The sequence below is a fragment of the Pseudomonas sp. AN-1 genome (assembly GCF_034057115.1).
Lineage (GTDB): Bacteria > Pseudomonadota > Gammaproteobacteria > Pseudomonadales > Pseudomonadaceae > Geopseudomonas.
On sequence record NZ_CP139195.1, the window covers coordinates 4,280,669 to 4,293,624 of the forward strand.

Here is a 12,956-nt window from a genome sequence, read left to right on the forward strand (position 1 = left end):
GAACAATAAGAAGGAGAAGCGCCATGAGTGACAAGAAACCCCTGCGCGTCCTGTTCTGCATGGGCATCAACCAGAACTTCATGGATGCCCCGCGCGACGAGCAGCTCGCCGTCTGGGCGGCTTTCGGCGAGATGTGGAACGGCATCCACGACATGGAGGGCGTCGAGGTGATCGGCAACATGGACGATGACCAGAGCATGGTCGGCCCGTCCAGCGGTTATCCCTGGACCACCTACCTGCTGGCCGACGTGGCGGATTACGACACCGTCGTGGCCTGCTGCAACCTGTTCCGCAGCACCGCGGTGGGCAAGGGCCCCTACAAGCTGTGGCGCTACGCCAAGGTCGAGGCGCGCATCGGTCGTGAACTGATCGTGCAGCGTGCCTGAGAGCGGTCCGATGAATGAGCTGGAGCAATTGCGGCAGCGGGTGAGTGCCCTGGAGGCGGCCCGCGAGGTCAGTGGCTGCATGCACGAGTACATGCAGCTGTGTGACCACCTCGACGAAGGCTTCGATCTCGCCCCCTTGATGGAGCTGTTCACCGAGGACGCCATCTGGGAAGGCAAGGGCAAGCGTTATGCGGCGACCTTCGGTCGTCGTGAAGGATGCGCAGCGATCCGTGCCATGTTCGAGAAATACACCCTGCCGCCGGCACATTTCGCCCTCAACGTGCACTTCCTGACCTCGGAAAAGGTGGAAGTGCACAGCGAGACCGAGGCTGCAGGTACCTGGGTGCTTCTGCAGACCGCGACCTTTGCCGATGGTCGCTCCCAGCTCAGCTCTGCGTTGCTGAGCGTGGATTTCCGTCGGGAAAAGGGGCGCTGGAAGATCGCCCGCTTCTGCACCACCAGCCGTTTCAACCGCCCGGTACATAGCCCCTGGGATTACCCGCAACCACTGCCGGTCCCCAAGGAATGACTGCCCGACGGATGCGTCCGTTTGCCAAGAATGAATAAAGAGAACAAAGCCATGAGTGAACTGATCGACATGCAGAACATCAGCCTGAAGGCGGCCGAGCTTGTAGAAGAGGGTCGCGTGCACAAGTCCCTCTACTCCGATCCGGCGATTTTCGAGGAAGAGCTGGACAAGGTGTTCAACAGCACCTGGGTGTTCGTCGGCCACGAGAGCGAAGTGCCGGAAGCCGGCAGCTTCAAGACGGCGTACATCGGCCGCCAGCCGGTGATCCTCAGCCGTGACCGTCAGATGAATCTGCATGTACTGCAGAATCGTTGCCGCCACCGTGGTGCCACCGTCTGCGAGGCCCGCAAGGGCAAGACCAAGGCCTTCACCTGCCCGTACCACGGCTGGGGTTACGGCCTGGACGGCAGTCTGCGCGCGTTGCCGAAGCCGGAAGAATATGACGGCGTGTTCGACAAGAGCGAAATGCCGCTGGAAAGCCTGCGTGTGGAAACCTATCGGGGCATGGTGTTCGCCACCCTCAAGGACGACATCGAGCCGCTGGAAGACTTCCTCGGTGCTGCCAGGAAGTGGATCGACCTGTTCATGAAGCAGGGCGGTGGCTATCCGGTGAAGGTGCTGGGCGAGCACCGCTTCAACTTCCCGGGCAACTGGAAGATCCAGCTGGAGAACACCACCGACGCCTACCACTTCCCGATCGTGCACAAGTCCTTCGTGACCTCTCTGGACGAGGCGACGGCCGATATCTTCGATTTCCTCGACGGCGAAGGCTTCGTGGAGGACCTGGGCAACGGCCACAGCGTGATGGTGATGATTCCGCAGCTGGTGGATCTGGAGGCGGATCTGGATCAGCCGATTCCGCCGCGCTTCGAGCAGCTGGCGATGGAGTTGCGAGACGAAGGCAAGTCCGAAGAGGAAGTCAGGAAGCTGGTGCGTGCCGCCCATGGTACCGGCTTCAACCTGAACCTGTTCCCGAACGTGTCCTGCTCCATGGCGTTCTTCCGCGTGCTGCGCCCCGTCAGTGTCGGCGTAACCGAGATCCAGCATGTGGCGCTGGGCGGCGAGGGGGCTCCGGCGGCATTCAATCGCAAGCGCATGCGTCTGCACGAGCACTTCCAGGGGCCGATGGGCTTCGGCACCCCGGACGACGGTGAGGCCTGGGAGCGGGTCCAGAAAGGCTCCATGGCCGGCCCCGACGGCTGGATCCTGGTCAACCGGGGCTTGAACAACCTGCACACCTCCCCCGATGGCAACGTCGCCGGCGCCGTGTGTTCGGAAACCGGCATGCGCGGTGCCTACCGCCAGTACAAGAAGATGATGGCCGCTGGAGAGGAGGTCTAAGCGATGAAATCCAACACTCAACTGCTCGCACAGGTCACCGAATTCATCGGCTATGAAGCGGACCTGTTGGACCACAAGGGCTATCAGGAATGGCTCTCCCTGTGGAGCGAAACCGGCCTGTACATAGTGCCGACCGATCTGAAGGAAACCGACTACCTCAATACCCTGAACCTGGCACTGGATGATGCCGCAATGCGTCGTCTGCGTGTGGCCCGGCTGGAGAACGGCGAGTCGGTATCGGCCCTGTCCGTGGGCGATACGGTACGCATGATGTCGCGGGTGCGCATTCTGGAAGCCAGTGACGAGGTGGTCATCGCCCGCTGCGCCATGACCCTCAACGAACTGCGCCACGGCCAGCTGGTGACCTATCCGGCCAACGTGGAGTACATCCTGAAACCGAGCGCCGATGGCTTCCGGATGGAGCAGAAGGTGGTGAAGCTGCTGCACGCCGACGGCTTCCTGCGCACTGTCAGCTTCATCTTCTGAGGAGTGGCCGCATGGGTAACCCAATGCAGTCTCATATCGCGCTGGTCACCGGTGCCGCCCAGGGCCTGGGTAACCATATCGCCGCCCGCCTGCTGGCGGCGGGCTATCGGGTCGTGCTGACCGATCGCTCGCTGTCGGCGGCGCAGACGGCCGCTCAGGCCATGGACGCCAGCGGCGAGCGGGTCATGCCGCTGGCGCTGGACGTGGCCAGCAAGGCCGCTTTCGAGGCCGCCCTGGCTGCCGTGCTGGAGCGCTGGGGCGAGCTGCAGGTGCTGGTGAACAACGCGGCGGTCACCCGGGCGACGCCGCTGATGGAGATCTCGCCGGAGGAGTTCGCCGAGGTGGTGAACATCAACCTGGGCGGCACCTTCGCCGGCTGCCAGGTGATCGGACGGCACATGGCCGACAGGGGCTACGGTCGCATCGTCAACATGGCCTCCCTTGCCGGGCAGAACGGCGGCACCTCGACCGGTGCCCACTATGCCGCCTCCAAGGGCGCCATCGTCACCCTGACCAAGGTGTTCGCCAAGGAGCTGGCCGGGCGGGGCGTGACCGTCAACGCGATAGCTCCGGGGCCGATCGAGTCGCCGATGGTCAAGGCCCTGGTTCCCGAGGAACGCCTGCCGGGCCTGCTCGGCGCCATTCCGGTCGGGCGGCTGGGCGATGCCGATTTCATCGGCGACATGGTCGTGCAACTGGCCCGGCCGGAAGCCTACTTCACCACCGGCACGACCCTGGACATCAACGGCGGCCTATTCATGCGCTGAGGCACTTCCCATGACAAGCAGTACTAGCAATAGCGTTATCGACGCCATCGTGACCCGGCGCGAAGACCAGACCGACGAGATCGCGGTGTTCGATCTGGCCGCGGCCGATGGCAGCCCGCTGCCGGCATTCGAGGCCGGCGCCCACATCGACGTGATCGTGGGGCCGGAGCTGATCCGCCAGTACTCCCTCAGCAATGCGCCGGGCAGTGCGGGCTACCGGCTGGGGATCCTCAACGATCCCGGCTCCCGCGGCGGCTCCAGGGAGATTCATGCCCGTCTGGAGGAGGGCAGCCGGGTGCAGATCGGTGCCCCGCGCAACCACTTTCCCCTGGACATGAGTGCCGAACACAGCCTGCTGATCGGCGGTGGCATCGGCATCACGCCGATGATCGCCATGGCCTATGCGCTCAAGGCCGCCGGCAAGTCGTTCGAGCTGCACTACTGCAGTCGCAGCGAGAGCAAGGCGGCGTTCCTCGGCGAACTCCAGCGCGAATTCGGCGAATGCCTGGTGCTGCACTTCGACGATGCCGGCGACGCCGCGCGTCTCGACCCGCACGGGCTGTGCAGCGCGGCGCGTGCGGGCAGCCACCTGTACGTCTGTGGCCCGGGCGGCTTCATGGACTGGGTGATCGAGCAGGCCGGGGCTGCCGGCCTGCCTGAGCGGCAGATCCACTTCGAGTACTTCAGTGCCGAGGTGGATGTCAGTGGCGAGGCGTTCGAGGTGTACGCCCGGACCAGTGACGTGACCGTGCAGGTAGGGCCGAACGAAAGCATCGCCATGGCGCTGAAGGCAGTGGGGGTCAAGGTGCGGATGTCCTGTGAGGAGGGGGTCTGCGGAACCTGCATCTGCGATGTGCTCGAAGGCACTCCCGACCATCGCGATCGCTTCCTCACTGACGATGAAAAGGCGGACAACGACCAGATCGCGCTGTGCTGCTCGCGGGCGAAGAGCGCGCGTCTGGTGGTGGATATCTGAAAGGCAGTTGGCGTTGGTGGTTGGAGTGGTTCATTGCCCTGCCCGATCTCCTCGTTCGGGCAGAACTCAAAACAAGAAGCGAGACAATAACAATGAAAAAGATCTGGCGCGTGGCGGTAATGACGACGATGGCTGTCCTGGCTTCGGGCGTGCAGGCGGAGACCCGGCTGACCATGTCTTCGTGGTTGCCCTCGGGACATCCGCTGGTCCGGGACGTGATGGAACCCTGGGCCAGGAGCGTGGAACAGGCAACCGAAGGCCGGGTGAAGGTGGTGATGCTGCCGTCGGCCCTGGGGCATCCGCGCGTTCACTACGACATTGCCGCCGAAGGGCAGGCCGATATCACCTACGGCGCGCATGGCTACACGCCGGGGCGCTTCGGCCTGTACAAGATGGTCGAGTTCCCCTTCGGCGGGCACAGCGCCGAAGCCACCTCGGTCGCCTACTGGCAGGTCTACAACAAGTACCTGGCCAAGGCCGGCGAGCACGAGGACACCAAGCTGCTGGGCCTGTTCACCCATGGACCGGGCCATATCCACAACAGTCGCCGCAGTGTCGGCAGCGCAGCCGATCTGAAGGGCCTGAAGCTGCGCGTCGGCGGCGGCGTGATGAACGACCTGTCCAGGGGCCTGGGCTACGTCCCGCTGCAGCAGCCTTCCTCCAGCACCTACGAGCTGCTTTCCAGTGGCGTGGCCGATGGCACCCTGTTCCCGCTGGAGTCGGTGCCCGCCTTCAACATCGTGCAGAAGGCCACCCACACCACCCTGGTGCCGGACGGGCTCTACAACTTCAGCTTCTTCGTGGTGATGAACAAGGAGCGCTTCGCAGGTCTGCCGGAACAGGATCGGGCCGCCATCGAGCGGGTTTCCGGCGAAGCCCTGGCGCGCCTGGCCGGCCATATGTGGGATGTCCAGGATGCCAAGGGACTCGAGGCGATCAAGGCCAACGGCAACGAGGTGCTGACCGCCAGCGATGCCTTCGTGGGCGAAATCCGCGCCGCCAGCCTGCCGATGGAGCAGGAGTGGCTGAAGCAGGCCGAAGCGGCTGGCGTGGATGGTGCGGCGGCCCTGGCGGAGTTCCGCCAGCTGAGCCGTGAGCTGGTCAAAAACTGACGGGGAAGCCGATGAAAGCATCTCTCAGAGCTTCAGTCGGCAGCCGGGGGGTGGTGGTACTGCTGTACCGCCACCTGCTCGGTGGAACTGCCGCAGTTGTCATGTTCCTGATGATGGCCATGACCTTGATCGATGTACTGGGCCGCTATCTGTTCTCCGCCCCGTTGAATGGCGCCTTCGAACTGACGGAGCTGATGCTGGCAGCGGTGATCTTTCTCGGCCTGGCGCTGGTCACGGCGGAGGATGGGCATATCGTGGTGGATCTGCTGGACTCCTCCATCGGCCCTCGGCTCCGGCGCATCCAGTCCCGGCTGATCGAGCTGATCAATGTCCTGGCCTTCGGCACCTTCACCTGGGTGCTGTGGCAGCACGCGCTGAAGGTGCAGCGTTTTGCCGATACCACGGCGGTGCTGCAGATCCCCATGGCCTGGCTGGCCTTCCTGATGGCGTTGACCACCGGTCTTGCGACCCTCGCCCTGATCATCCGCGCGCTGTTCGGCAGCAGCGCTCCCGTTGCCCAAGGAGAATAACCAGATGGAAGCTAGTCTGATCGGCTTTGCAGCCCTGATGGTGTTGATCCTCGCCCGGGTTCCGCTGGGAGTGGCCATGGGGATCGTCGGCGTGGTCGGTTTTGCCCTGATGCAGCAGATCGGTTACGGCAATCCGCGTGGCTGGAGCACGGCCCTGAACATGGTGGCCTCGACCGCCTTCGATACCGGTCTGGCCTACGGGCTGTCGGTGGTGCCGCTGTTCCTGCTGATGGGCAACCTGATCACCGAGTCGGGCATGTCCAGGCAGCTGTACCGCGCGGCCAATGCGTTTCTCGGGCACTTCCAAGGCGGGCTGGCGCTGGCCACCGTGGTCTCCTGCGGTGCCTTCTCCGCCGTGTGCGGCAGCTCCATGGCCACTGCGGCCACCATGTCCAAGGTGGCCATGCCGTCCATGCGCGAGTACAAGTACTCCGACAGCCTGGCGACCGGCGCCATCGCCGCCGGCGGCACCCTGGGCATCCTGATTCCGCCGAGCGTGATCCTGGTGGTGTACGGCCTGATCACCGAGACGGATATCGGCAAGCTGTTCATCGCCGGGTTGTTGCCGGGGGCGGTCGGCATCCTGCTCTACATGGCGGCGGTGATGGTCACTGTCCGGCTGAATCCGGGCAGCGGTCCTGCCGGTGCCCGCTCCAGCTGGAAGGAGCGGCTGATCTCCCTCAAGGGGGTCTGGGGCATCAACCTGATCTTCATCATCGTGATGGGCGGCATCTATGCCGGCATCTTCACCCCCACCGAAGCGGCCGGTATCGGTGCCGCCGGCGCCTTCCTGATCGCGCTGTTCAGCGGCAAGCTCGGCCCCACCATGCTGTACCGCTCGCTCAGCAACGCCGTGCGGACCACCGCGATGCTGTTCTTCCTGGTGATCGGTGCGCTGGTCTTTTCCAACTTCATCAACATGACCGGCCTGCCCATGCTCCTGCGCGACTGGGTGATGGGGCAAGGCTTCAGCCTGTTCGGGGTGATCCTGGTCCTGATCGCCATCTATCTGCTGCTCGGCTGCGTGCTGGAGAGCATGTCGATGATCCTGCTGACCGTGCCGGTGTTCTATCCGATGGTGCAGGCCATGGGCATGGATCTGATCTGGTTCGGCATCCTGGTGGTGGTGGTGACCGAGATCAGCCTGATCACGCCGCCGGTCGGCATGAACGTGTTCGTGCTGCGCGGGGTGGTTCCCGACGTGAAGCTGTCGACCATCTTCCGGGGGGTGGCCCCGTTCGTGGTGGCCGATGTGGTGCGCCTGGGACTGATCGTCGGCATTCCCGCGCTGTCGCTGCTGCTGCCCCATTCGCTGGGCTGATGGGCAGGCGAAAGTTTCCTGCCGTCTTGAATTGAATCGGAGCCACCCATGAAATTCGATCCCAAGGACTTCCGCCGGGCATTGGGCAAGTTCCCCACCGGCGTCACCGTAATCACTACCCGCGATGCCGAGGGCAAGCCGATCGGCATGACCGCCAGCAGCTTCAACACCCTGTCGATCGAGCCGGCTCTGGTGCTCTGGAGCATCGACAAGGGGGCCTGGAGTCTCGAAGCCTTCACCCGGGGCAAGGCGTTCGCCATCAACGTGCTGCGCAACGACCAGGTGGACATTTCCAACCGCTTCGCCCGCCGCGGCGAGGACAAGTTCGCCGGATTGCACACGCGGGACGATGCCAATGGCTGCCCGCTGCTGCCCGGCACTTCGGCCGCGTTCGCGTGCAGGACCTGGAGTGTCTACGAGGGCGGCGACCACCTCATCATCGTGGGTGAGGTCATTGACTACGCCTACGAGGATAACGTCAGCTCGCTGGTGTTCCACAATGGCCGCTATGCGGTGCCGGAAACCCATCCGGCCGTGCAGGCGCCGACCGAGGCGCTCGAAGCCCGTGGTCTTCTCGGCGACTACCTGCTGTACCAGTTGCGCCAGACACTCAACGCCTACGCCAGCGATTTCTATCCGCGGCTGAGTCACTTCGGCGTCAGCGCCGAGGAGTGGCGGGTGCTCACCCTGCTGGCCGATGGCGAACCGATGGAGCAGGAGCAGATCTGCCGTATCGTGTCCCAGCCCCTGAAGGAGCTGGCCTCGACTGGCGAGTGGTTGCAGGAAAGAGGTCTGCTGCAGGTGGAGGGAAGTTGTTTCTTGCTCACCGAAAATGGCCAGCGGCTGGCAACTCAGCTTCTGGATACCGCGATCGAGCATGAGCAGAAGATGCTGTCGCTGCTTGAGCCCGATGAACAGGCCGGCTTGAAGGCGATGCTGAGGAAAATCTACAGCTCGATCTAGGCAGGTTTTGAAATCAGCCACTTACCGCCGCTCCCGCACAGGCAGGAGCGGCGGTAAGTGAGTTTTCGGGGTGTCCCTTGTCATTGGACAATTCGTGCGGTTATTAACCCACCAAGAGCGGATCCAGTTGCTTTTCCCAAGGTCTGAAAATGCTCGCACCTCCCCGGGAATCACTCTAGAATTTCAGCTCGATTCTTACCCGGCCCGAATGGTCGGATGCGGCCGGAGACCTAGGTGCCTGATGACCAATAAACGCAAAGCCGACATGTACGACCCGCTGAGCGAAAACTTCAAGCGCCGCGAGTTTCCCTTCTACTGGATTGCCCAGATAAATGCACTTTACAGCCAGGAGATGGAACGGCTGCTGAAGCGGATTGGGATGGATGTGCCGCGCTGGCGCATCATCATGATCCTGAAGGAGCATTCCGAACTGAGCATATCCGACATAGCCAGCCAGGCCGTGGCGAAGTTGCCGACGACCACCAAGATCGTCTACCGCATGCGGGATGAGGGGTTGGTGAATCTGGTGACCTCCAGCGAGGATGGCCGGGTTACCCTGGTTTCGTTGACCGACAAGGGACTGGAAAGCCTGGAGCTGATTCGCGGCTCGGTCAGCAAGCTGTTCCGCCGCAGCTTCGAGGGGGTGAGTTCGGCCGAGATCCAGCGCACCAATGTGCTGCTGTCGAAGCTGTTCGATAACCTCAAGGCGCTTTCCGACTGACGACCGCTGTCCCGCCCTCCGCCTGAGGCCGCGCCCGCCGCAGGTACGGCGCTCCGTCGCTGCCTTGCCGGGCGAGCCGGCGGGGCGCCCTCGCATCCCGGCCGATCCTCCTCCCGATACTTCGTTCGCGTGCCACGTCATCTGTGCGCCGGCATCCGCCCGGCTCGCGCAAGTCCACCTGATCATCCGTCAACCCTAGATGCCCGCAGCTTCCGGCCACGCCCGGTCGATCGACATGCCAGGCGTGGGGATCAGCAAGCCGGGCAGGGCAGCGTTGCCCTCCTGATGGGCCTCGTCGAACGCCTGGCACGAACCCGCAATCGTTTGGCAGGAATCGGCAGTGCCTCCGGGGGGAATGCCGAATACATTCTTGGATCAGAGGAAGGGATCTTCGACTTGGCTTAATAACAATAGGTATAAAAAATGCGGATAGTCCGAAATCTTGCGCGGAGCGTAACGCTTCTTGGCGTGTCTCTGATGGGGATTGGTCATGCATGCGCTGACCTGCCTGCGGATAATATTGGTCAGGAGAAACTTGCTTTTCCGCCTGAGCCTCATCGCGCCTACATTGTCGACGTCGAATTCGAGAGCATGGTCGCCGGGCGTGTAGTGGTGGTCGATCCGGATCAGAAGCGCATGCTTGGCATGGTCAGCACCGGTTTCACGGCACCGTCCACATTGAGTCGCGACGGCAAGCTGTTGTACACCGCCGACCTTTTCTACTCTCGTGGCACCCGTGGAACTCGCACTGATGTGCTGACTGCCTGGGATACCAGCACTCTGTCGCCGTCCTGGGAAGTTGTTATTCCTTCCAAGCGTTCCATGTCGCTGACTCAGCGCTACAGCATCGGGACCAGCGCAGACGATCGCTTCGTTTATATCTACAACTTCACGCCCTCGACTTCGATCACCGTGGTCAACGCCGAGAGCAGGTCTGTGGTCGGTGAGCTGGCGATTCCTGGCTGTGTTCTCAGTCAGCCTGTTGGCAAGCGCCGCCTTGCGTCGTTGTGCGGGAATGGGAGCATTCAGCTGATCACGCTGGATGACGCCGGCAAGGAGGTGGCGCGCAGTCAGACCAGGTTCTTCGATCCGGATGCCGAAAAGTTGGTTGAACGTGCGGTAAACGTTGGTGACACGTATTACTACACGACTACTACCGGCACCATTCGTGCGGTCGACCTGTCTGGCAAGGAGCCGAGGATTCTCCCGGCCTGGGAGCTGGTGCAGCGGGAAGCCGACAAGAAGGCCGGCTGGGCGCCTGGTGGCTGGCAACTGATGGCAGTCGCTCCGAAGCTGAATCGCCTCTACGTGTTGATGCATGACGCCCACGAGCCGATGAAGTGGGAAGACCCGAGCCCGATCATCTGGGCTTATGACCTCAAGACCCACAAGCAGATCGGCACTCTGGAAGCGCCCATCCCCGTGTGGAGTCTGCGCGCCACCACCGACGACCGGCCGCTGTTGCTGGGCACCAACGTCGAGGGTGGTCTGGAGATCTTCGACCTGCTCAGTGGCAAGCACACCGGGACCATGGACAAGATCACCAAGACACCGAGCCAGGTTCTCAGCCACTGACGAGGTGTGCCATGCAGCCTGATCCGATCTTCGTCATAGCTGCCGCCCTCGCGGTGGCGGTGATCCTGGCCAGCGCCGCGAGCCACAAGCTGCGCGCCCCCGCCCGCTTCGCCAACCAGGTGGATGACTATCAGCTGCTGCCCCGGGGCCTGGTGCGCCCGGTGTCGCGACTGCTGCCAGTCATCGAAGCGGCAGTGGCCATCGCCCTGCTGGTGCCCGCCAGTCGCCAACTGGCCGCCCTGGCCGCCGCCGCGCTGTTGGCCGGCTACGGGCTGGCGATCGCCATCAACCTGCGGCGCGGCCGTCACGACATCGACTGCGGATGCGCCGGGCCGAACCAGGCCCAGCCGATCCGCCCGGTACTGCTGTTGCGCAACGCGGCGCTGGTGGGCCTGGCGCTGCTCGCCAGCCTCGTCCCGCACGGCCGTGAGCTTGGGGGCTTCGACGGCTTCGTCGCGATCGCCGCCAGTGCCGCAGCCCTGCTCCTCTATGCCACTGCCGAGGGCCTGCTGGCCAACGGTCCCCGTCTGCTCAAACTCATTGGAAGGTGAATCATGGAAGCTCTGTTCGTTTCCAACATCCTGCTCTGGCTTCTCCTCATCGCGCTGGCCTTCGCCGTCATGGGGCTGGTGCGCCAGATCGGCGTACTCCACGGTCGCCTGGCTCCCGCCGGGGCGCTGATGGTCGACAAGGGCGTCGCGGTCAACGAGCCCGCCCCCCAGGTGACCGCAGCCGACCGCCAGGGTCGCCCGGTCAACTTCGGCTATGCCGGCGAGAAGGCCCAGTTGCTGTTCTTCCTCTCGCCCACCTGCCCGATCTGCAAGTCCCTGCTGCCGGCCGTCAAGTCCATCGCCAGGGACCAGGCCGACCGCCTCGAGGTGATCTACGTCAGCGACGGCGACCTGGCGGCCCAGCAGAGGCTGATTGCCGAACACCAGCTGGAAAACGCCACCTACGTGGTGGGCCCGGAAGTGGGCATGACCTACCAGATCGGCAAGCTGCCCTATGCCGCCCTGATCGACAAGGCGGGCGTGTTGCGCGCCAAGGGCCTGGTGAACTCCCGTGAGCACCTGGACAGCCTGTTCGAGACCGAGCATCTGGGTAGTGCCACCCTGCAGCAGTACCTGAACGACCATGCGCACGCCAACGGCGCACACAGCCACTGAAAAGGGAGCATTCAATGAAACTGCTTGACCGTCTGTTCGAACGCTCCGCGCGTCACGTCGCCGACACCACTTCGCGCCGCAACTTCCTCGGCCGAATCGGATCGCTGATGGTGGTCGGTGCGGCTCTGCCTGTCCTGCTGCCCATCGACCGCACCTCCAAGGCTCTCGCCGCCGAGGCGCCCAGGGCCGGCGACCCGGGTGATCCCAACAGCTGCGACTACTGGCGCTACTGCTCCGTCGATGGCTTCCTGTGCAGCTGCTGCGGCGGCTCCGCCACCTCCTGCCCGCCCGGTACCGAGGTGTCCCAGGTGAGCTGGATCGGCACCTGTCGCAACCCGGCTGACGGCAAGGACTACATCATTTCCTACAACGATTGTTGCGGTAAGCAAAGCTGCGGCCAGTGCGCCTGTACCCGTAACGACAGCGAGGAGCCCGCTTACCGTCCGTTCAACAACAACGACGTGAACTGGTGCCTGGGTTCCGCTTCGAAGATCTATCACTGCACGGTCGCGGCGATTCGCGGCGTTGCTGCCTGATGCGGAGGGGCAACCATGCGTTACCTGGCATTAGGGCTCGTTTTCATCATGGCCGCCCCCTTGGCTCTCGCCCGTGCGATTCCCGATCCTGCGCAAAAGCCTGCTCCCGGCAACGAGGCGCCACAAACGCCCATTGCCGTAGCCGGCTACAGTTCCGCGGTCAATTACCAACTGCAGTGCGAGGGATGTCACCTCGGCGATGGGACGGGCTCGGCGGCCAATGACACGCCGAAGATGAAGGGCTTCGTCGGCAATTTCCTCAAGGTGGACGGCGGGCGCGAGTTCCTGGTGCGGGTGCCGGGCGTGTCCCAGTCGGCGCTGAACAATGCCCAGGTGGCTGATCTGTTGAACTGGATGATGCGCGCCGACGGCATTGCGGGCGGCAGCGCTCCGCAGGACTACCGGCCCTACAGCGAGGCTGAAGTGGCAGAAATCCGGGGCAAGCCGATCCTCGATCTGCCTCAGGCCAGAGCCGGCATGATCGAGCAGATGCGCGTGCAGGGAATTGCCATCGACGATGGGGTCATCAATTGAGTTCGGTCGGGCT

At 63.6% G+C, this 12,956-nt stretch carries 16 protein-coding genes; all 16 read left to right on the forward strand.

The genetic code is table 11. The features are described from left to right. Positions 1-23 precede the first annotated feature (23 nt). On the forward strand, positions 24-386 hold the full coding sequence (locus SK095_RS20115; protein WP_320547281.1) for an IacB protein: 363 nt from the start codon (positions 24-26) through the stop codon (positions 384-386). A gap of 10 nt (positions 387-396) precedes the next feature. Further along, the gene (locus SK095_RS20120; RefSeq protein ID WP_320547282.1) at positions 397-915 is read left to right on the forward strand and encodes a nuclear transport factor 2 family protein; all 519 of its coding nucleotides are present in this window, start codon (positions 397-399) and stop codon (positions 913-915) included. A 51-nt stretch (positions 916-966) separates the two neighbouring features. Continuing rightward, complete coding sequence (locus SK095_RS20125; protein WP_320547283.1) at positions 967-2,256, forward strand: aromatic ring-hydroxylating oxygenase subunit alpha; 1,290 nt, start codon at positions 967-969, stop codon at positions 2,254-2,256. Positions 2,257-2,259: 3 nt separating this feature from the next. Beyond that, positions 2,260-2,742 carry an aromatic-ring-hydroxylating dioxygenase subunit beta gene (locus SK095_RS20130; protein WP_320547284.1) on the forward strand — a complete coding sequence of 161 codons (483 nt, stop codon included), beginning with the start codon at positions 2,260-2,262 and terminating at the stop codon, positions 2,740-2,742. An 11-nt stretch (positions 2,743-2,753) separates the two neighbouring features. Further along, positions 2,754-3,509, forward strand: a complete 756-nt coding sequence (locus SK095_RS20135) for an SDR family NAD(P)-dependent oxidoreductase (protein WP_320547285.1) — start codon at positions 2,754-2,756, stop codon at positions 3,507-3,509. Positions 3,510-3,519: 10 nt separating this feature from the next. Beyond that, complete coding sequence (locus SK095_RS20140) at positions 3,520-4,485, forward strand: PDR/VanB family oxidoreductase (RefSeq protein ID WP_320547286.1); 966 nt, start codon at positions 3,520-3,522, stop codon at positions 4,483-4,485. Between the two features lie 173 nt (positions 4,486-4,658). Beyond that, entirely contained in the window at positions 4,659-5,597 is a 939-nt protein-coding gene (locus SK095_RS20145; RefSeq protein ID WP_320548932.1) for a TRAP transporter substrate-binding protein, read from the forward strand. Between the two features lie 11 nt (positions 5,598-5,608). Next, complete coding sequence (locus SK095_RS20150) at positions 5,609-6,127, forward strand: TRAP transporter small permease (RefSeq protein WP_136490286.1); 519 nt, start codon at positions 5,609-5,611, stop codon at positions 6,125-6,127. A 4-nt stretch (positions 6,128-6,131) separates the two neighbouring features. Next, a complete protein-coding gene (locus tag SK095_RS20155; protein ID WP_320547287.1) occupies positions 6,132-7,448 on the forward strand; it encodes a TRAP transporter large permease in 1,317 nt (438 codons plus the stop codon). Between the two features lie 48 nt (positions 7,449-7,496). Next, positions 7,497-8,411, forward strand: coding sequence for a flavin reductase (locus SK095_RS20160; RefSeq protein ID WP_320547288.1), 915 nt, complete (start codon positions 7,497-7,499; stop codon positions 8,409-8,411). Positions 8,412-8,652: 241 nt separating this feature from the next. Further along, a complete protein-coding gene (locus SK095_RS20165) occupies positions 8,653-9,132 on the forward strand; it encodes a MarR family winged helix-turn-helix transcriptional regulator (protein ID WP_136490283.1) in 480 nt (159 codons plus the stop codon). Positions 9,133-9,609: 477 nt separating this feature from the next. Next, positions 9,610-10,707, forward strand: coding sequence for an amine dehydrogenase large subunit (locus SK095_RS20170; protein ID WP_414153862.1), 1,098 nt, complete (start codon positions 9,610-9,612; stop codon positions 10,705-10,707). An 11-nt stretch (positions 10,708-10,718) separates the two neighbouring features. Then, positions 10,719-11,258: a MauE/DoxX family redox-associated membrane protein gene (locus SK095_RS20175; RefSeq protein ID WP_320547290.1), complete on the forward strand. Its 540-nt coding sequence runs from the start codon at positions 10,719-10,721 to the stop codon at positions 11,256-11,258. A gap of 3 nt (positions 11,259-11,261) precedes the next feature. Beyond that, complete coding sequence (mauD, locus tag SK095_RS20180; RefSeq protein WP_320547291.1) at positions 11,262-11,873, forward strand: methylamine dehydrogenase accessory protein MauD; 612 nt, start codon at positions 11,262-11,264, stop codon at positions 11,871-11,873. A 14-nt stretch (positions 11,874-11,887) separates the two neighbouring features. After that, positions 11,888-12,409, forward strand: coding sequence for a methylamine dehydrogenase light chain (locus SK095_RS20185; protein ID WP_136490280.1), 522 nt, complete (start codon positions 11,888-11,890; stop codon positions 12,407-12,409). A 15-nt stretch (positions 12,410-12,424) separates the two neighbouring features. Beyond that, complete coding sequence (locus tag SK095_RS20190) at positions 12,425-12,943, forward strand: cytochrome C (RefSeq protein ID WP_320547292.1); 519 nt, start codon at positions 12,425-12,427, stop codon at positions 12,941-12,943. Positions 12,944-12,956 lie beyond the last annotated feature (13 nt).